We start from the raw sequence: 19,739 nt of genomic DNA, 5'->3' as shown, positions 1-19,739 counted from the left end.
GCCGCTGTCTTGCTGCTGACAGGCAACACCGGTCAAGATGCAGGCCGGTCTGGGGAGTCCGAACCATCATGTCGAAGACGAAACGGCGCGCGCTGCGCCATGCGGGTGGGTGGGCTTGCGCTGCCATGCTGCTGTTGGCGATGGCCGCCTGCCAGCGCGATGCGGTCGATCCCGCCCTGCCGCCCGCCGAGCCCGTCGCGGCGGTGCAGGCGATGGCGCGTGCGATTGCCGACAACGACCTGGTGGCCTATGCCCGGTTGTCGGTACCGCCGGCGCAGTACACGGCACTGGACCAGGCGTGGAGCCGGGGCCACAGCCGCTGGCCGCTGACCGAACTGCCGCTGCACGACCAGCTGCTGCCGATGTTGCAGGCCCTTTCCGCCGACGATGGCAGCCAGCGCCTGCAGCGCAGTTTCGACCGGCAACTGGCCGGGCAGACGGCCGCCGTGCGCCAGGCCGCGCAGTCCATGGGCTTGTTCGGCGTGCAGTACCTGCGCCATGAAACCAGCTTCACCGCCAGCCAGCAGGCGCACTACGTGCAGGTGGTGCAGACGCTGGCGGCGTGGGCGGCCGATGCGCCGATAAGCGACCGGGCGCGGGCACGGGCCAGCATCGCCGCGCTCACCAAGGCCGCCAACGCGACCGGCTTCACCAACGATGAGCAGCTGCAGCAGGCGGGAATGGCTGCCAGCCTGGAACGGCTGGGGCCGTTCATCGCCACGTTGAAATCGGTGCTGGCCAGCTATGGGCTTGATCTGGACGCGTCGATGCGCGGGATTGCCGGCGAGGTACTTTCCCAGCAGGGCGACAACGCCCTGGTACGCCTGCAGTATCCGTTGGCAGGAGAGACAATCAGCCTGCAGATTCCATTGACCCGCCGCGAGGGGCACTGGTACCTCACGCGTACGCTGGCCGATACCGACGCGCTGTTGCGCAACGCGCGCACGGCGCAGGCGGCCATGGAAGCTGAATCCGCCGCGCTCATCGCACTTCCTGTTGAGACCGGGGACGATGAAAAGCCCGCGGCTACGCCATAATGACGCCGATGTCGAAACAGAATCCGCTGCCGTTCCCCGGCGAACAACCTGAGCAGACCCCTGCCGATACGGCGCAGGTGTCCCCGATGACGATCGACGGCCCGGTGCCGGCGCATGTTGCCGCGCGCGCCGCCGCCGGCCGGCGTCCGTGGTGGGCGCGGCTGCTGGGTCGTCTGTTCGAGCCCTGGCTGTCGCTGGACATCGAACCGCAGGACCCCGGCCAGTACAACGACGGCCGCCCGGTGGTCTACGTGCTGGAGGACTACGGTCTGTCCAATGCGCTGATCCTGGACAAGGCCTGCCGCCAGGCCGGACTGCCCTCGCCCCTGGTGCCGCTGCCCGGTGATCCCACCGGCCGCAAGCGCGCCTACGTGGCCCTGTCACGGCGCAGTTCGAGCAATTCGATCATTCCCGAACAGCGCGGCGCCAAGACCCACTCCGATTCGCTGGCCAAGGTGCTGCAGGCGCACCGGTCGCGCGACGAACTGGACGTGCACCTGGTGCCGGTGTCGATCTTCGTCGGACGCGCGCCGGACAAGCAGAGCGGCTGGTTCGCCGTGCTGTTTTCCGAAAACTGGGCGCTGGTCGGACGCTTCCGGCGCCTGCTGGCGGTGCTGTTGAACGGTCGCAGCACCATCGTGCGCTTCGCCCCACCGATCTCGCTGCGGGCCACGGTGGATGAAGGGCTGGATCCGGAGCGCACGGTGCGCAAGCTGCAGCGTGTGCTGCGCACGCATTTCCGCCGCATCCGCGAATCGGTGATCGGTCCTGACCTGTCCACCCGCCGCCTGCTGGTGGACCAGGTGCTGCAGGCCGAGCCGGTGCGTGAAGCGATTGCCGCCCAGGCCCGCCGAGACAACAGCAAGCCGGCCGACGCGTGGAAGAAGGCGCACGCCTACGCGTGGGAAATCGCTGCCGATTACTCCAGCCCGGTGGTGCGTTCGGCCAGCTTCATGCTCAGCCACGTGTGGAACCGCATCTACGCCGGCGTGCTGGTCCACCACCTCGACAAGTTCAAGGCGGCCGCGCCTGGCCACGAGGTGGTGTACGTGCCCAGCCATCGCAGCCATATGGATTACCTGCTGCTGTCCTACCTGTTGTACGACCGCGGCATCGTGCCGCCGCACATCGTGGCCGGCATCAACCTCAACCTGCCGGTGGTCGGCACCTTGCTGCGCAAGGGCGGCGCGTTCTTCATCCGCCGCTCGATCCGCGGCAACGCGCTGTATTCGGCCGTGCTGAGCGAATACGTCGCCCAGCTCGTCGCCGGCGGCTACTCCATCGAGTATTTCGTCGAAGGCGGCCGCTCGCGTACCGGTCGCCTGCTGCAGCCCAAGGGCGGCATGATCTCGATGACGCTCAAGGCGTTCCTGCGCCAGCCGCGCAAGCCGGTGCTGTTCCAGCCGATCTACATCGGCTACGAAAAACTGATGGAAGGCAGCAGCTACCTGGATGAGCTGACCGGCCGACCAAAGGAAAAGGAATCGATCTGGTCGCTGCTGTGGGGCATCCCGAAGGTGCTGAAGCAGAACTTCGGCCAGGTGGTGGTGAACTTCGGCGAGCCGATCGCGCTCAACGACGTGCTGGCCGAAAAGGCCCCGGAGTGGGATGGTCGTGCGGTGGCCGAGGATGAAAAGCCGGCATGGCTGTCCACGACCGTGGACACCCTGGCCGAACGCATCCAGGTACGCATCAACGGTGCTGCTGACGTCAACCCGATCAACCTGCTGGCATTGGCGCTGCTGTCCACGCCCAAGCACGCCATGGGCGAGGCCGACCTGATCGCGCAGATCCAGCTGTGCAAGACGCTGCTGGAGGAAATGCCGTACTCGGACCGGGTGACGGTCACCCCGCATTCGCCGGAGCGGATCATCGCCCACGCCGAAGAAATCAACGTGCTGACCCGGGTCAAGCACCCGCTGGGCGACGTGCTGAGCGTGAGCGGTGACACTGCCGTGCTGCTCAGCTACTTCCGCAACAACGTGCTGCACCTGTTCACCGCTTCGTCGTGGGTCGCGTGCTGTTTCCAGAACAACCGCCGCATGGGCCGCGCCGGCCTGGTGCGGCTGGGGCGTTCGGTGTACCCCTTCCTGCAGGCCGAACTGTTCCTGCCGTGGACCGAAGACGAATTCGGCCAGCGCATCGAGCAGACCATCGACCTGTTCATCCGCGAGGGCCTGCTTCAGCAGGTCGGCGAGGATGAGGGGGGCGTGCTGTCGCGCAATACCGGGCAGACCGACGAAGTGTTCCGCCTGCGCGCGATCGGCCACTCCCTGCAGCAGGCATTCGAGCGTTACTACATTGCCATTTCAGTGCTGGTGAAGAATGGTCCCGGCACGCTGGGCGCGGCGGAACTGGAAAGCCTCTGCCAGCAGGCCGCGCAGCGGCTGAGCCTGCTGTACGCGCCGGCGGCACCAGAGTTCTTCGACAAGACCCTGTTCCGTGGATTCATCCAGAAGCTGCGCGAACTGCGGCTGGTCTGGCCGGACGAAAACAGCCGCCTGTTGTTCGACGAGCGCCTGGACGGCTGGGCAAAGGATGCCAAGTTCATCCTCGGCCGCGAACTGCGCCACACCATTGAACGGGTGAGCCCGGAAGCGGCCCGGCCGGAAGAAACCGCGCCGCAGGACTGACCAGGCAGGGCGTGGCGACCAACGGTCGCCACCCACCGGAAGGCCCCAGGCCGGGCCACCCACCAGGAGGGCTCAGGCCGGCTCGTCGGGGATCTGCAGGCTTTCCAGCCGCGCGATGCAGTCTTTCAGCTGCAGCCGGTGACGCTTGAGCCGCTTGGACTCCAGGTCGTCTTCGCCATTGGCCGCCATGCGCGTGATGCGTTCGTCCAACGCGCGGTGGTCGGCGCGCAGCGCGAGCAGGCGCTCGGTGATTTCTGCGGGAGTGTAGATATCCACCCGTCGAGCATACACAGCGCGGGTGACCACCGGGAGAACCGCCGCTCGCTAGGCCTCCGAAGCGCGCATGCCAGCCGGTAGAATGGGCCGATGACCGACGTCCTGTCCCTGCCCGACCCGTTGCCGCGCGTACCCCGCGAGGCCGGCGCGCAGGCGGACGTGCTGGCGCGCGCGCTGCGTCGGCAGGTCGGCCAGGCCATCGCCGATTACGGCATGATCGGGGCGGGCGACAAAGTGATGGTGTGCCTGTCCGGCGGCAAGGACAGCTACACCCTGCTGGACATGCTGCTGCAGCTGCAGCGCAGGGCGCCGGTTCCCTTCGAGCTGGTCGCGGTTAACCTGGACCAGAAGCAGCCGGGGTTTCCCGCGCATGTGCTGCCGGCGTACCTGGAGCGGATGGGGGTGGCGTACCAGATCATCGAACAGGACACCTATTCGGTGGTCAGCCGGGTGATTCCCGAAGGGCGCACGCAGTGTTCGCTGTGCTCGCGGCTGCGCCGTGGCGCGCTGTACCAGCATGCCGCCCGCCATGGCTTCACCCGGATCGCGCTGGGGCACCACCGCGATGACATGGCGGCGACGTTCCTGATGAACCTGTTCCACCATGCCAAGCTGTCCGGCATGCCGCCCAAGCTGCGCAGCGACGATGGCCAGCACGTGGTGATCCGGCCGCTGGCCTATGTGCGCGAGCGGGACATCGCCCAGTACGCGCAGGCACGCCGCTTCCCCATCATCCCGTGCACGCTGTGTGGCAGCCAACCCAACCTGCAGCGTCGCCAGATAGGCCAGTTGCTGGCGCAGTGGGATAGTGACCATCCGGGGCGCGTGGACCAGATCGCCCGGGCACTGGCCAGCGTGGAACCGTCGCAGCTGGCGGACCCGAACCTGTTTGATTTTCATTCCCTGGAGCGTCGCCACCGCGACGCACCTCCTGAGACGCCGTTGGCCGACGATGGCTACGGCGCCCTTCACTCCTGAATCCGGAATTCCATGTTCTTTCGCAACCTGACTTTCTTCCGTTTCCCCACCGCCACCGATTTCTCCAACGTGGACGCCCAGTTGCCGAATGCCCTGCTCAAGCCGGTCGGCCCGCTTGAGATGAATTCGCGTGGCTTCATCTCCCCGTTCGGCCGCGAAGAGAAAGAACAGTTCTCGCACCGCATCGAAGAGCACCTGTGGCTGACCGTCGGCGGTGAAGACAAGATCCTGCCCGGCGCGGTGGTCAACGACCTGCTCGAGCGCAAGCTGGAGGAAATCGAGTCCAACGAAGGGCGTCGTCCCGGCGGCCGCGAACGCAAGCGCATGAAGGACGACCTGCTGCACGAACTGCTGCCGCGCGCCTTCGTCAAGAACTCGCGCAACGATGCCTTCATCGACCTCAAGCATGGCTACGTCGCGGTGGACTGCTCCAGCCGCAAGACCGCCGAGTACTTCATGTCCGACATCCGCGGGCTGCTGGGCAGTTTCCCGGCGATGCCGCTGAACGCCGAAGTGGCGCCGCGTTCGATCCTCACCGGCTGGATCGCCGGCGAACCGCTGCCGACCGGCCTGTCGCTGGGCGAAGAGTGCGAAATGAAGGACCCGGTGGAGGGCGGTGCCGTGGTCAAGTGCCAGCACCAGGAACTGCGCTGCGACGAGATCGACAAGCACCTGGACGCGGGCAAGCAGGTCACCAAGCTGGCCCTGGTGTTCGAAGACAACCTGTCCTTCGTGATTGGCGATGACCTGATCGTGCGCAAGCTGAAGTTCCTCGATGGCGCACTGGACCAGCTGGAGCATTCGGATGATGACGGCCGTCGTGCCGAGCTGGATGCGCGTTTTGCGCTGCAGAGCGCCGAGATCCGTCGCCTGTTCCTGCTGCTGGAAGAGGCCTTCAAGCTGAGCAAGGCGGACTGAACAGGGTGCGGCGGACGTTGCTGATATCGCGCCGCCCGTGGCGGCGTATGCTGGTGGCATGAGTCGCCTGCTCCGCCGCCTGCTGTCCCCTGCGCCCAGTGCCACCGTGCAGCGCGATACCGTGCGACTGCGGCTGGACGATGCGGAGATCGATGTGCTGCGCGTGCGTGATCCGCGTGCGCGTCGCATCAAGCTCAGCGTGGACGAGCGCGGTGCGCGGCTGACGCTGCCGCTGCGTGCCAGCCTGCAGACCGGCGAGCGGTTCCTTGAGCAGCACCGTGGCTGGCTGTCCGAACAGCTGCAGCACTACCGCTCCGATCGCATGCCGCCGCCGCTTGTGCCGGGCGAGCCTGGACTGCTGCCGCTGCGCGGCGAACTGATTCCGCTGCGCTGGCAGGAAGCACGCTACGCCAAGCTGGAAATAGACGAACAGGGCGCCTGCGTGCACTGGCCGGCGCGCGCCACGCCGACCACGCTCAAGCGCCTGCTGCGCGAGTTCTATGAAGCGCAGACGCGCGCCGACGTAGGACGCTGGCTGCCGCGCTACCTGCCTGGCCTGCCACGCGCGCCGACGCGTATCCGGCTGAAGGTGATGTCCTCGCAATGGGGATCACTGGCCCCCGACGGCAGCATGGCACTGGACCTGGCACTGGTCCTCGGCAAGCCGGAAGCGTTCGAGTACGTCTTCGTCCACGAACTCTGCCACCTGCTGCAGGCCAACCACTCCCCCGCGTTCTGGCACGAAGTCGAACAACGCTTCCCCGCCTGGCGCCAACAACGCAACTACTTCCAACAGGAAGGCCGCAGATTGAAGGCAATGCTAAGGCAACTGCTGTAACCCGGCTGCGCCGGGCCACAGCAGTTGCCCGCGCATTCCACCTTATCCCCCCGCCTTCGGCGCGCCCCCTTGAACAACAAGGGGGCTCCTGCACAGCACAAATACCGCAGCCGGCTGCACCGGGCCACAGCAGTTGCCCACGCATTCCACCTTATCCCCCATGCGCCGGGCACCCACGTAAACCGTCAGGGCGCCGGGTGGGCAGGTCAGGCAGGACCGTCTGTTCGCATGGATGCGAACAGCGAGCCTCCATGGAAGGATTCACGGCGTGTCCTGCCTGGCCTGCCCACCCGGCGCCTCCCACATGGAACCCGGCGCCTCACACGTAGATCAAGGCGCCTCACACGCAGCCAGCTTCAAAACGCAGCGCCGCCGCAGAAGCCCATCGCGCCGCCACCCGCGGCGACGTGATGCACACCGCCAGGTCGGTCACCGTGGTCACCGCCCGCTCCAGCAGCTGGATGTCGGCCTCATGCTGCCGTGCCACATGCGGATCTTCAAAGAACACGGCGCGCTGGCAGCGCCCCTCCAGCACCTGGTCGGCGATCTGCGCATCACCGCCCATCGGCCCACTCTGGTAGCGCGTCACCCACGGCGTATCTGCCGGCCAGCCGCGGCTCCATGCCAGTTCGTTCAAGCGCTGGCCGGTGGTACCGGTGCCTATCCGCGAAGCAAACCGCGACAGCACGGCGAAGTGCTCGTCGGCGAATGCCAGCATTGCCGGCTTCATCGCATCGTGCGCGATCAGCGCCAGGGTCTGCCCTTCGAACCGGTGCAGGTCGTCCGCGGCCGCATCGGCGGGGAAGCCAGCGTGCAGGCGCTCCACCTCGACCCAGTCGCGCGCGCTGGCCACGGTGGAAATGAAAGGCTTGGCATGGATCACGCACTGGCGCTTGAGCGCGATCGCCTCCGGGAAAATCGATGACGGGTCGACCGGGTCGATCAGATAGATGGCGCCGTCCAGGCTGCGCTCCGCGCCCATGCCGACCACCTCAGCCACCAGTTTCATCAGCCCGCCGTCGCGGCCATACGGATACTGCCGGACCAGCGGATCGCCCCGCAACGGACCATGCTGCTGGATCGCATCGAAGGTGCGGCCCACCGCATGCAGCGAACACTGCAGGTCACGCAGACCCGCCTCACTGGCGCGCAGGAAGCGGAACAGGGCCGCCTCGCCATCATGGTGGTGCAGCCGGTTGGCGGCCAGTCCAAGTCGCATACGGAGATTCTCCAGAGGGCACTGCCGAAGTGTATGCGCTGGATCACGCCAGGCGTCGTCGTTTATGCAGCAATCCTGATGGTGCCCCGCGATGAGCCTGCTAGCGTCGGTGGATCCTGGATTGCGGAAAAGGACACCTTCGTGGCGCCGTGCGTTGTCACCGTCTGCCTCGCCCTGGGATCGTTCATGCTGCCGGCGCCGACGCGGGGGCCGCTCGTCGTTGCGGGCCTGTTACTGGCACTTGCCGGTATCGCCCTCGTGCAGGCGAACGGCTACTGGCGGCTGCGCGATGAAGTGCGCCGCAGCCGTGACGTGCAGCGACTGATCGACGAGGTATCCAGGAACCTGCCGGTGGTCGTGTTCCAGGCGCGCCGCGCGCGCGACGGGCGGATCCACATCGAACTGTTGGCCGGGGACACGCCGCAGCTGTTCAGTGCATCGCCGCGCGAACTACAGGACGATCCTTCGCGCATCCTTGCCGCCATCCATGCCGCTGACCAGAAGCGGGTGCTGTCGGTGTTGCTGCGCGCGGTGCGTCGCATCTGCCCGTTAGCGCTGCGTTTCAGCGCCGAAGGCGTACGCGGGCCACGGCATGTCGCCATGCAGGCATGGCCCAGCCTGGAGGCATCCAGCGAGCAGTGCTGGACGGGTTACTGGATGGACGTGTCCGACGCCGACGCCCGTGCACAGGCGATCCTCCGCGCGCATGCGCAGGCCGCTGCGGATGCGGCCGAGCGCGCGCAGATGGTCTCCAGCCTGGGGACGGGGATCGGCGCACCGATGCACGTGCTGCTGCAACGCCTGGCACGGCTGCGGGGTGCACCGCTGGACGCGCACCAGCGTGCGGTGATGGCCACCCTGGACGACGCCGCGTCGATGCTGGCACGCATCCTGGACGACGTTGTCGCGTTGTCCGCAGGACGCGCCGACGGCATGGATCTGCAGGACGGGCCGGTCGACCTGCGTGCGCTGGTGCAGAGCGTGGAGGCCCTGCTGCGGCCGGTGGCACAGTCCAAGGGCCTGTACCTGCACCAGCGCGTCGGAGCACGGGTGGCCCCGCAGTTGCTGGCCGATGCCACCCGCCTGCGACAGGTGCTGTTCAACCTGGTCGGCAATGCGATCAAGTTCACCCGCCACGGCGGTGTATCGCTATCCCTGCAGGCGGTCGAAGACACCGCCCACGCGCAGCGGTTGCGGCTGGTCGTGGCCGATACCGGGGTGGGCATCGCGTTGGAGCGGCAGGAGGCGGTGTTCGAGCCGTTTGCCCAGGCCGAGCGCTCCACCGCGCGCCAGCATGGCGGGTCCGGGCTGGGACTGGGCATCTGCCGCCAGTTGGTCACCGTGATGGGCGGCACGCTGGCCCTGCGCAGTGTCCCCGGGGAGGGCACGGTGGTGGAAATCGAACTGGAACTGCAGCACGCCCCGGTGCCGCTCGCCGGTGATGCCGTGGCGGATAACCGGGCCGCTCCTGGCTGTGGGCCTGAGGCATCGCGACGCAGCGGATCATCGCCCCGCGTGCTGGTTGCCGAAGACCATCCGACCCAGCAGCTGTTGATGCAGTGGTGGCTGCGCGGCATGGGCCTGGAGGTGGAAGTGGCCGCCGATGGCCTGCAGGCGCTGGCGTCGTGGCGCCGCGACCCAGCGCGGCTGCTGTTCACCGATGAGCAGATGCCCGGCCTCAACGGTGCCGAGCTGGTGCAGCACATCCGCCGCGAAGAACAGCAACGGGGCCGTGCGCCCGGGCCCATCATCGGCATGACTGCCGATATCGACGGTATGCGGGGGATGGCCCTGGACTACCTGCTCGCCAAGCCGATCAGCCGGCGCACGCTGCACGATGCGATCGCCAAGGTCGCGCCCGGGCTGCTGGCCGCTGGCGCTGCTCCCGCAGCACCCTGCATCGGGGTGGAACGCAGCGATGCGCCGACCTTGGCGTCGTTGGTGGCCCGCTTCGGTACGGAGGACGCCGCCCGCCAGCTGGTACAGACGCTGCGCGCCAGCCTGGAAGAGGACGGGGCGGCACTGGAGGACGCGTGGCATCGCGCGGACCAGCGCATGGCCTCGCAGCGGCTGCATCGCATGGCCGGCGGCGTGGGCAGCCTGGGGCTGGCCGCGCTGTCCACCCACCTGCGCGAGCTGAACGAGGCGCAGGTAGCGCCATCGCGCGCCCAGCGCGCCCAGTTGCATGACCGCCTGCAGCGCTGCATCGCGCACCTGCGCCAGCTGGAAGGCTGACGCGGGTGCACGCCCAGGGTCATGCCAGCAGCAGGCGCACGATGCTCGCCGCGGCATCGCGCCCTTCGGCCACGGCAGTCACCACCAGGTCCGCACCGCGTACCGCATCGCCGCCGGCAAACAGCCGCGGGTGTGCAGTCTGGAACGGCAGGCGGTCCTTGCCACCGACCTGCAGGCGGCCGTTGCCGGTGGATTCCACGCCATGCGCGGACAACCAGTCCGGCGCACTCGGCGAGAAGCCGAAGGCGATGATGACCACGTCGGCTTCCAACAGCGATTCGCTGCCTTCGATCGGCACCGCGGCCTGGCGGCCGTTGGCGTCGGGCTCGGCCAGCCGGGTTTCCACCACGGTCACGCCGATCGCCTCCTCGTCGGCACCGGCTTCGATCGACAACGGCTGGCGGTTGAACAGGAAGCGCACGCCCTCTTCGCGGGCATTGGCTACCTCGCGCGCGGAGCCGGGCATGTTGGCTTCATCGCGGCGGTAGGCGCAGGTAACGCGCGCCGCACCCAGGCGGATGGCGCTGCGCACGCAGTCCATGCCGGTATCGCCGCCGCCCAGCACCACCACGCGCTTGCCGGTGAGGTCGGGCAGGCTGATCTGGTCTTCCCAGCCGGCGATCGGCCGGCCCTGCGGATTGTCGCCGCTGACGATGCGGGCATTCTGTACCAGGAACGGCAGCGCCGGCAGCACGCCTTTCAGGTCCTGCCCATGCAGCCCGCCGTCGGTATAGCGGTAGGCGCCGGTGCCCAGGAACACCGCATCGTGGCGCTGCAGCAGGTCATCCACGGTGACATCGCGGCCGATCTCCACGCCCAGCCGGAACTGTACGCCCATGCCTTCCAGCACCTCGCGGCGCTTGCGGATCACGTCCTTGTCCAGCTTGAAGCTGGGGATGCCGAACTGCAGCAGGCCGCCGATCTGCTCGTAGCGGTCATACACCACCGCGGTAATGCCGGCACGCGCCAGGCGGTCAGCGCAGGCCAGGCCAGCCGGTCCCGCACCCACCACCGCCACGGTGCGGCCAGTAGGCTCCACCGCGCTCAGGTCCGGGCGCCAGCCACGCGCAAGCGCGGTATCAACGATGTATTTCTCCACCGCGCCGATGGTCACCGCGCCGAATTCCTCCAGCGTGCAGCTGCCTTCGCACAGGCGGTCCTGCGGGCACACCCGGCCACACACTTCCGGCAGCGGGTTGGTGCTGTGGCACAGCGTGGCGGCTTCTTCGATGCGGTTTTCCTGCACCAGCTGCAGCCATTGCGGGATCGCGTTGTGCACCGGGCATTTCCAGCTGCAGTACGGGTTGCCGCAGTCCAGGCAGCGGCCAGCCTGGTACTGCGCCTCCTCTTTGCCGAACTTGCCGTACAGCTCGCCCCAGTCGCCGGAGGTGCGGAGTTCCACGGGGATGCGCTGTGGCATCGTCCGGGGCAGGTCGAGGAACTGGAAAGCGTGCTTGCGACTCATGGCGGGCTCTGCCTTTCGGCTTGGAGGTGCTGCCGGCCAGCGACCGGCACTACCGATGAAAAGGGCGGGGTCATGCGGCGCGGCGCAGGGTTTCGGTCAGCGATTCAATGCTGGCGGCCTTGGGCTTCACCAGCCAGAACTTGCCGATGTAATCGCGGAACTCGTCCATGATCTGCTGGGCCCAGATGCTGCCGGTCAGCTCGCGGTGGCGGCCGATCAGGCGATGCAGGTGCTGGCGGTAATTCTCGAAGCCTTCGGCGGAAACGCGATGGATGTCGATCAGCTCGTGGTTGTAGCGGTCGACGAAATCACGGTCCACGTCCAGTACGTAGGCCAGCCCGCCGGTGAAGCCGGCGCCGAAGTTCAGGCCGACCTTGCCGAGCACCAGCACCACGCCGTCGGTCATGTATTCGCAGCAGTGGTCACCGGCACCTTCGATCACCGCCAGCGCGCCGGAGTTGCGCACCGCGAAGCGTTCGCCGGCGCGCCCGGCAGCGAACAGCTCGCCACCGGTGGCGCCGTACAGGCAGGTGTTGCCGATGATCGCGGTGCTGCGGGCTTCGAAGCGCGCGCCGCGTGGCGGACGCACCACCAGCCGGCCACCGGCCATGCCCTTGCCCACGTAGTCGTTGGCTTCGCCTTCCACTTCCAGGTGCAGGCCACCGACGTTGAAGGCACCGAAACTCTGCCCGGCGGTGCCGCGGAAGCGCAGCTCCAGCGGTGATTCGGCCATGCCCTGGTTGCCATGCGCGCGAGCGATGGTGCCCGACAGGCGGGTGCCGATGCTGCGGTCGGTGTTGTGGATCAGGAAGCGATGGTCGCCGCCACGCTTGTTGGCGATGGCATCGGCCAGCAGGCCGTCCATCTGCGTGGCCAGGCTGTCCGGCGATTCGTACAGGCGCTGGGCGGCGCAGTGGCTGCCTTCGTAGCTGGCATCGGCGAGCAGCCGCGACAGGTCCACGCGCACGCCTTCGCGCGGCGCGGCATCGATCTGCCGCAGCAGTTCGGTGCGGCCGACGATCTCCTGCAGCGAACGCACGCCAAGGTAGGACAGCCAGCCGCGGACTTCTTCGGCCAGCAGCCTGAAGAAGTTCTCCACGCGTTCGGGCTGGCCGGTGAAATAGGTCTCGCGCAGGCGCTCGTCCTGGGTGGCCACGCCGGTGGCGCAGTTGTTGAGGTGGCAGATGCGCAGGTACTTGCAGCCCAGCACGATCATCGGACCGGTGCCGAAGCCGAAGCTGTCCGCGCCGAGGATGGCCGCCTTGACCACGTCCAGGCCGGTCTTCAGGCCGCCATCGGTCTGCAGGATCGTGCGCGCGCGCAGATCGTTGCCGACCAGCGCCTGGTGCGCTTCGGCCACGCCCAGTTCCCACGGCACGCCGGCGTAGCGGATGGAACTCACCGGCGAGGCGCCGGTGCCGCCGTCGTGGCCGGAGATGGTGATCAGGTCGGCGCCGGCCTTGACCACGCCGGCGGCGATCGTGCCCACGCCGGCATGGCTGACCAGCTTCACCGACACCAGCGCGGTCGGGTTGACCTGCTTGAGGTCGTAGATCAGCTGGGCCAGGTCTTCGATGGAGTAGATGTCGTGGTGCGGCGGCGGCGAGATCAGGCCGATGCCCGGCTTGGCGTAACGCAGGCGGGCGATCAGTTCGTTGACCTTGTGGCCGGGCAGCTGGCCGCCCTCGCCGGGCTTGGCACCCTGGGCCACCTTGATCTGCAGCACCTCGGCGTTGACCAGGTATTCGGCGGTGACACCGAAGCGCCCCGACGCCACCTGCTTGATCTTGGAACGCTTCTCGGTGCCATAGCGGGCGGGGTCTTCGCCGCCTTCGCCGGAGTTGCTGCGGCCACCCAGGCGGTTCATTGCGATGGCCAGCGCTTCGTGCGCTTCCGGCGACAACGCGCCCAGGCTGATCGCTGCGGTATCAAAGCGCGGGAACAATTCGCTGGCCGGTGCCACTTCGTCCAGCGGCGTCGGCGTGGCAGCCGGCACCAGCTGCAGCAGGTCGCGCAGCGCGGACGGCGGACGTGCGTGCACGGCATCGCAGTACGCCTGCCAGTGCGCCGGATCGCCCGAGCGCGAGGCGCGCTGCAGGGTCATGACCACGTCCGGGTTGTACATGTGGTATTCGCCGCCGTGCACGTACTTCAGCAGCCCGCCGACGTCCGGCTGCACCTGGTCATCCCAGGCCTGCACGGTCAATTCGCGCGCTTCGGCATCCAGCCGCGCGAAGCTGACGCCGCCGACCCGCGACGGCGTTTCCGGGAAGCACAGCTCGACCACGTCCGGCTCCAGCCCGACGATCTCGAACAGCTGCGCGCCGCGGTAGCTGGCCACCGTACAGATGCCCATCTTGGAGATGATCTTGGACAGTCCCTTGTACACGCCCTTGCGGTAACGACGGCCGATCTGCGACTGCTCGCCACCCTTGCTGAGTTTGAGGATGCCGCGGCGGCCGAGGTCGAACAGGGTCTGGTAGGCCAGGTATGGATACACCGCGGTGGCGCCGAAACCTAGCAGGCAGGCCATGTGGTGCGGGTCGCGCGCGGTGCCGGTTTCCAGGATCAGGTTCACTTCGCAGCGCAGCCCGGCGTTGCACAGGTGGTGGTGCACCGCGCTGGTGGCCAGCAGGGCATGCACCATCGGCCGGTCGGCCACCGGATAGCGGTCGGACAGCAGCAGCATGACGATGCCATCGCGCGCGGCCTGTTCGGCCTCCGCGCAGATGCGCTCGATGCCGGCCCGCAGGCCTTCTTCTTCGCTGTAGGACAGGTCGATCAACCGGTTGGCGTCGGCGTACTGCTCCATCTTCAGCAGCTGGCGCAACTTGCGCTGGCTCAGCACCGGCGAGTTGAGGATGACGTGGTTAACGGTCTCCGCGCCGGCATGGAAGATGTTGGTCTCCTTGCCGAGCTGGGTGGACAGGGACATCGCGCAGTCTTCGCGCAATGGATCGATCGGCGGGTTGGTGACCTGCGCGAAGGCCTGGCGGAAGTAGTCGTACAGCGGACGGCTGCGCTGGCTCAGCACCGCCATCGGCGTGTCATCGCCCATCGAACCGGTGGCTTCCTGTTCGGTTTCCGCCAGCGGGCGCAGTACCTGCTCCACTTCCTCGGTGCTGAGCTGGTACAGCTTGTGGTAGCTGCGCAGGGTGCGGGCGTCGAACGGTTCTTCCACCAGCGAGGGATCGATCAGTTCGGTCTGCAGGTAGGTCACGCCCTGCTGCAGCCACTGCTTGTACGGCGCGCGGCCACGGTTGATGCGGTCCACCGCCTCTGAATCGAGCAGGTCGCCGCGCTTGAGGTCGATGGCGATCATCTCGCCCGGCCCCAGCTTGCCCTTGCGCACCACGCGTTCGGTGGGCACTTCCCACACGCCGGCTTCGGAGGCGACCAGGAAATGGCGGTCGGAGGTGAGCATCCAGCGCGCCGGACGCAGGCCGTTGCGGTCCAGCGTGCACACGGCATAGCGGTCGTCGCAGGCGACGATGCCGGCCGGGCCGTCCCACGGCTCGCTGTTGAGCCCGTGGAATTCGTAGAAAGCAGCGAGGTCGGGGTCCTTGAATTCCAGCGACTGGGTCGCCGGCGGGACCAGGATGCGCAGCGCCTGGATCAGCTCCATGCCGGCGCTGACCATCAGTTCCAGCATGTTGTCCAGGCTCTGCGAGTCCGAACCGTGCATGGAGATCACCGGATCGAATTCGCCGATGTCGAAGCGCGGGGTCTTCCACACCTTGCTGCGCGCCTGCGCCCAGCGACGGTTGCCTTCGATGGTGTTGATCTCACCATTGTGGGCGAGCATGCGGAACGGATGCGCCAGCGGCCAACGCGGCAGCGTATTGGTGGAGAAGCGCTGGTGGAACACGATCGCGCTGGAGGCCAGGTCGCTGCGCTGCAGGTCCAGGAAGAAGCGCGACAGCTTGTCCGGCAGCACCATGCCCTTGTAGCTGATCGCGTTCGGGCTGAGCGTGGTGACGTAGTAGTCGGCGTGCTCGCGCAGCGACTGTTCGCTGCGGCGACGGGCCAGGAACAGGGCCAGGGTGAAGGCGGCATTGTCCTGCGCTTGGCCGGCATCGACGAAGACCTGTTCGATGCGCGGCAGCGTATCGCGTGCCAGCTGGCCACAGACGCTGGGATCGGTCGGCACCACGCGCCAGCCGCGCGGCTGCGTGCCGGCCTTGGAAAGCTCCGCTTCCAGCGCGGCGCGGCACTGGGCGGCGGCGGTTTCATCGTGCGGCAGGAACACCACGCCGGCAGCGAAGCGCGCGCCGACGTTGATACCCGCTTCGGCGGCGATGGCTTTCAGGAACACCTGCGGGCGACGCAGCAGCAGGCCGCAGCCGTCGCCGGTCACGCCGTCGGCGGCGACGCCACCACGGTGGGTCATCCGCGAAAGCGCGGCGATGGCGGTATCCACGAGCAGCCGGGACGGCTGGTCATCCAGCTGGGCGACCATGCCGAAACCACAGGCATCGCGCTCGTGTCGTGGGTCGTAAAGCCCGTGGCGGTTGCGGGGGGCCATCTTTGCCTCTTGGTCAGGTGAGCGGGGACTCCTGAGCCTGCCCACAGGGCGCGCCGTGACCACCGGAATGAGGATGCCGTGCCGGGACGGCAGGGAAAAGCGAAGTGGCGTCCTGGCGTTGGTCGATGCGACCGTTCCCCCGGCAGGGGCCGATGCCCGTGCGGTGGCGTGCCTCCCCTGGCGCTCGCCAAGCGCTTTCGCGCTCATTCCAGGAGACAGGGCGCGCTACCTGGAGCGCGCGGAATGCCACCGGATGCTTCGACTAGACCATAGATGGTGCAATGCCGCAACACACGGTTGCACGCGCAACCAAGGCGCTGGCAAGTGCTTGCCAGCGCTGGGGAAATCAGCCGCAGCGAAGGCCGCTGACCACATCCTTCTCGTCCACTTCCACATTCAGGCGCTCACCCACGAACTCCATCGTGGTCATGTCGCCGGGGCGCAGCACGCGCAGCGATTTCGCACTGGCGTCCTGCTGGGCCTGGCTGCCGAGTGCATCGGTGAAGGGCTGGCCGACCAGGCTCTGCACCTGGGTGGCATCGCAGTTGCCGATCGGCGGGGCTTCGGTCGCCTTGCCGGCTTCGTCGGCGGGGGCGGTGGCCTTTTCAGCGGCCTGCTGGGCCTGCGCGGTGACCGCATCCTGTTCGTCCATCGGCGGCGCCGAGCAGGCGGCCAGGAACAGGGTGGCGGGGAGCAGGAGCAGGAAGGGGCGCGTCAGGCGCGGCAACTGCAGGAACGGCATGCGGACTCCAGGAACGTTCAAGGTGACGAAAGCGTGAGCATAGCGGCTGTTGGCCGCCCACGTGTTTGTGTTGCGTTATTGACGCGGCGTGCTCGGCGCGATCGCCACACTGCGTGCATGAGCCCACCCGCCGCAACCCCTGAAAAAGCCGCCGCCCGCGCCGCCGGACTGCGTTACGTGGACGACAGCCAGCCGGGCTACCAGCGGCGTCGGGCAGGAAAGGGATTCAGCTACCGTGACCCGGCCGGGCACGTCGTGCGCGACGCCGAGGTGCTGGCCCGCATCCGTTCGCTGGCCGTGCCCCCGGCCTATACCGACGTGTGGATCTGCCCCTGGCCCAACGGCCACCTGCAGGCGACCGGGCGCGACGCACGGGGTCGCAAGCAGTATCGCTACCACCCTGACTGGGCGCGGGTGCGCGGGGAGGGCAAGTTCGACCGCATCATCGCCTTCGGCGAGGCGCTGCCGAAGCTGCGCCGGCACCTGCACAACGACCTGAAGCGTCCGGGATTCCCGCGTGAAAAGGTCCTTGCGATCGTGGTCGCGCTTCTGGCCGAAACGCTGGTGCGGGTGGGCAATGAAACCTATGCGCGCGAAAACAAATCCTTCGGCCTGACCACGCTGCGCAACCGCCACCTGGCGCTGGTGGCGGGCGGCCGGGTGCAGATGCGCTTCCGCGGCAAGTCCGGCCAGCACCACGAAGTGGAGATCGGCGACAGACAGTTGGCCAAGCAGGTGCGAAGCATCCAGCAGCTGCCCGGGCAGGCGCTGTTCCAGTACCGCGATGACGATGGCACGCTGCAGCCGGTGGATTCCGGTGAGGTCAATGACTACCTGCGTGGGGTGATGGGCGAGGAGTTCACCGCCAAGGACTTCCGCACCTGGGGCGGCACCGTGGAAGCGCTGCGGGCGTTCGCTGCCACCGAGTTGCCCGAGCCCGCCAGCAAGACCGCGCTGGCGGCGGCGCAGCGCGAGGTGGTGTGCAAGGTGGCCGACCTGCTCGGCAATACGCCGGCGGTGTGCCGCAAGGCCTACATCGATCCCAGCGTGTTCGACGGCTGGGAGCGGGGTGAACTGGTCGCGCTGGCCGGCCTGCGTGGGCCGCGGCAGTGGGAACAGGCGACCCTGCGCTACCTGCGCAGGGCACGCCGGGTGGCGGCCAAGGTCAGCCGCATTCGCAAGGTCAGCCGCAGTAAATAGCGGTGATGTTGTTGGTGCGGCCGGTTTCAATCGTCAACCGCTCGCCGCCCTCATGCGCGGCACCGGCGGCCGGATCGGCGCTGCCGCTGGCGGTGGGGCCACTGCGCTCGCGGGTGCCGCGCAGCACCTGCACCTGCAGGCTGTCGCTGTCCACGCGGGCACGTTCCACGGTCGCTGCCGATGCCGCCAGGCCGACCGCGCCCTGCACCTTGTCCAGGTGGCACTGGCCGGAAATCACCCCGTCGATCGGCTGCACCTGGGCCACCGGCGTGCTGCTGCAGGCGGCCAGGGAAACGGCCATCGCGGCCACGCTGAAGTAACGGATCATCGATGCAGCTCCACTGGGTTCGAGGGGCCCAGCCTGACGGGTGCGGCGTGGTGCCGGGATGAACGCGTGCACATGCCGGGCACGTTGCATTCACTGCCACGGCAACGCGCGATGTGGAGACTGGTTGCACGCCCTGGACACACCACGCTGCCCTGGACAACCCGCTTCAAGAGGAGATCTCATGGCTACCGCCAAGACCGCCCCGGCAAACAAAGTCCCCGCCCGCCAGAAAGCCACCCCGAAGGTCCGCAAGGGCACCCGCGCCGCCGCGGCCGCGCCGGCCGATGCAGAAGGCACCGCGCGCAAGCGCGTGGTCAAGACCGCCACCCGCAAGACCGCCGCCACCGATGAACGGGGCGCACGGGTGGCCGCGCGACAGCGCCGCCTGCAGGATCAGGAAAAGGCCAAGGACGCACGCGCCAGCAAGAAGGCCGCAAAGAAAAAGGTGACCCAGGCCGGCACCCGCAGGCAACCGGAAAAGATGCCCGCGCAGAACATCGGCAAGCCCGGCAACGAAAACGAACTGGAGCTGTCACCCCGTTTCCTCGCGCCCGATTACGTAGGCAGCGGGAAGCTGAAAGGCCTGCGCGCGATCGTCACCGGCGGCGACTCCGGCATCGGCCGTGCGGTGGCGGTGCTGTATGCCCGCGAAGGCGCGGATGTGGCGGTGCTGCACCTGGACGAACACGAAGATGCCGATGTCACCCGCCAGCACGTGGAGCGCGAAGGCGGACGCTGCATCGTGATCGCCGGTGACGTGCGTGATCCGAAGTTCTGCAATCGTGCGGTGAAACAGGTGGCCAAGGCCTTCGGTGGCATCGACATCCTGGTCAACAACGCGGCCTTCCAGCTGCACTGCCATCGCCTGGAAGACCTCGATGACGCCCACCTGCAGGAAACCCTGCAGACCAACATCGGCGGTTACATCCAGATGGCCCGCGCCGTGCTGCCGCACCTCGGCGAGGGCGCCAGCATCGTCAATTCGGGCTCGGAAACCGGCCTGTTCGGCAGCAAGTCGCTGATCGACTATTCGGCCACCAAGGGCGCCATCCATGCCTTCACCAAGGCACTGGCCAGCCAGCTGCTGCCCCGCGGCATCCGGGTCAACTGCGTGGCGCCGGGCCCGGTGTGGACGCCGTTGAACCCGGCCGACAAGGCTGCGCCGGATGTCGGTGAGTTCGGCCAGGACAGCGACATGGGCCGTGCAGCGCAGCCGGAAGAACTGTCGCCTGCCTACGTGTTCCTGGCCGCGCCCAGCTGTTCCAGCTACATCAGTGGCGCGATCCTGCCGGTGATGGGCGGCCCGCGCGGCTGAGCCGCGGCGCGGGATTGGATTCCTCTCCGC

At 67.8% G+C, this 19,739-nt stretch carries 14 protein-coding genes; 8 read left to right on the top strand and 6 right to left on the bottom strand.

Annotated features, from left to right (window positions below; genetic code table 11):
* Window positions 1–68 precede the first annotated feature (68 nt).
* A complete protein-coding gene (locus tag IFT63_RS14560; RefSeq protein ID WP_192084859.1) occupies window positions 69–1,037 on the top strand; it encodes a hypothetical protein in 969 nt (322 codons plus the stop codon).
* Window positions 1,037–3,670: a glycerol-3-phosphate 1-O-acyltransferase PlsB gene (gene plsB, locus IFT63_RS14555; RefSeq protein ID WP_042612083.1), complete on the top strand. Its 2,634-nt coding sequence runs from the start codon at window positions 1,037–1,039 to the stop codon at window positions 3,668–3,670. The genes IFT63_RS14560 and plsB overlap by 1 nt, the downstream gene beginning before the upstream one ends.
* Window positions 3,671–3,742: 72 nt before the next feature.
* Here plsB and IFT63_RS14550 read toward each other — a convergent pair whose 3' ends face one another.
* On the bottom strand, window positions 3,743–3,946 hold the full coding sequence (locus IFT63_RS14550; protein WP_042612082.1) for a YdcH family protein: 204 nt from the start codon (window positions 3,944–3,946) through the stop codon (window positions 3,743–3,745).
* 90 nt (window positions 3,947–4,036) lie between these two features.
* Between IFT63_RS14550 and ttcA the strand changes: the two genes are divergently transcribed.
* The 3 genes from ttcA to IFT63_RS14535 are packed head-to-tail and all read left to right on the top strand — an operon-like array spanning window position 4,037 to window position 6,680.
* Window positions 4,037–4,924 carry a tRNA 2-thiocytidine(32) synthetase TtcA gene (gene ttcA, locus IFT63_RS14545; protein ID WP_192084857.1) on the top strand — a complete coding sequence of 296 codons (888 nt, stop codon included), beginning with the start codon at window positions 4,037–4,039 and terminating at the stop codon, window positions 4,922–4,924.
* Window positions 4,925–4,936: 12 nt separating this feature from the next.
* Window positions 4,937–5,842, top strand: coding sequence for a recombination-associated protein RdgC (locus tag IFT63_RS14540; RefSeq protein WP_192084856.1), 906 nt, complete (start codon window positions 4,937–4,939; stop codon window positions 5,840–5,842).
* A gap of 58 nt (window positions 5,843–5,900) precedes the next feature.
* Window positions 5,901–6,680 carry a SprT family zinc-dependent metalloprotease gene (locus IFT63_RS14535; protein WP_192084855.1) on the top strand — a complete coding sequence of 260 codons (780 nt, stop codon included), beginning with the start codon at window positions 5,901–5,903 and terminating at the stop codon, window positions 6,678–6,680.
* Between the two features lie 340 nt (window positions 6,681–7,020).
* Here the strand turns inward: IFT63_RS14535 and IFT63_RS14530 are convergent, their stop codons facing one another.
* A complete protein-coding gene (locus IFT63_RS14530) occupies window positions 7,021–7,899 on the bottom strand; it encodes a methylglyoxal synthase (RefSeq protein ID WP_192084854.1) in 879 nt (292 codons plus the stop codon).
* 141 nt (window positions 7,900–8,040) lie between these two features.
* Here IFT63_RS14530 and IFT63_RS17720 point away from each other — a divergent pair, with 141 nt between their 5' ends.
* A complete protein-coding gene (locus tag IFT63_RS17720) occupies window positions 8,041–10,134 on the top strand; it encodes an ATP-binding protein (protein WP_192084849.1) in 2,094 nt (697 codons plus the stop codon).
* Window positions 10,135–10,153: 19 nt separating this feature from the next.
* Here IFT63_RS17720 and IFT63_RS14520 read toward each other — a convergent pair whose 3' ends face one another.
* From IFT63_RS14520 to IFT63_RS14510, 3 genes are all read right to left on the bottom strand, one after another.
* Window positions 10,154–11,599, bottom strand: coding sequence for an FAD-dependent oxidoreductase (locus tag IFT63_RS14520; protein WP_192084847.1), 1,446 nt, complete (start codon window positions 11,597–11,599; stop codon window positions 10,154–10,156).
* Between the two features lie 70 nt (window positions 11,600–11,669).
* Window positions 11,670–16,124 carry a glutamate synthase large subunit gene (gene gltB, locus IFT63_RS14515; RefSeq protein WP_192084845.1) on the bottom strand — a complete coding sequence of 1,485 codons (4,455 nt, stop codon included), beginning with the start codon at window positions 16,122–16,124 and terminating at the stop codon, window positions 11,670–11,672.
* Between the two features lie 346 nt (window positions 16,125–16,470).
* The gene (locus tag IFT63_RS14510; protein ID WP_042612075.1) at window positions 16,471–16,866 is read right to left on the bottom strand and encodes an I78 family peptidase inhibitor; all 396 of its coding nucleotides are present in this window, start codon (window positions 16,864–16,866) and stop codon (window positions 16,471–16,473) included.
* 117 nt (window positions 16,867–16,983) lie between these two features.
* Here IFT63_RS14510 and IFT63_RS14505 point away from each other — a divergent pair, with 117 nt between their 5' ends.
* Complete coding sequence (locus IFT63_RS14505) at window positions 16,984–18,066, top strand: DNA topoisomerase IB (RefSeq protein WP_192084844.1); 1,083 nt, start codon at window positions 16,984–16,986, stop codon at window positions 18,064–18,066.
* Here the strand turns inward: IFT63_RS14505 and IFT63_RS14500 are convergent.
* The gene (locus IFT63_RS14500; protein ID WP_192084842.1) at window positions 18,050–18,394 is read right to left on the bottom strand and encodes a hypothetical protein; all 345 of its coding nucleotides are present in this window, start codon (window positions 18,392–18,394) and stop codon (window positions 18,050–18,052) included. The genes IFT63_RS14505 and IFT63_RS14500 overlap by 17 nt on opposite strands.
* A gap of 181 nt (window positions 18,395–18,575) precedes the next feature.
* Between IFT63_RS14500 and IFT63_RS14495 the strand changes: the two genes are divergently transcribed.
* Window positions 18,576–19,709, top strand: a complete 1,134-nt coding sequence (locus IFT63_RS14495; protein ID WP_192084840.1) for an SDR family oxidoreductase — start codon at window positions 18,576–18,578, stop codon at window positions 19,707–19,709.
* The last annotated feature ends 30 nt before the right edge of the window (window positions 19,710–19,739 follow it).

Source organism: Stenotrophomonas sp. CFBP 13724 (assembly GCF_014841975.1).
Taxonomy (GTDB): Bacteria; Pseudomonadota; Gammaproteobacteria; order Xanthomonadales; family Xanthomonadaceae; genus Stenotrophomonas; species Stenotrophomonas lacuserhaii.
Note: the sequence above shows the minus strand (reverse complement) of the source record. Positions and strands in the feature narration are given on the sequence as shown.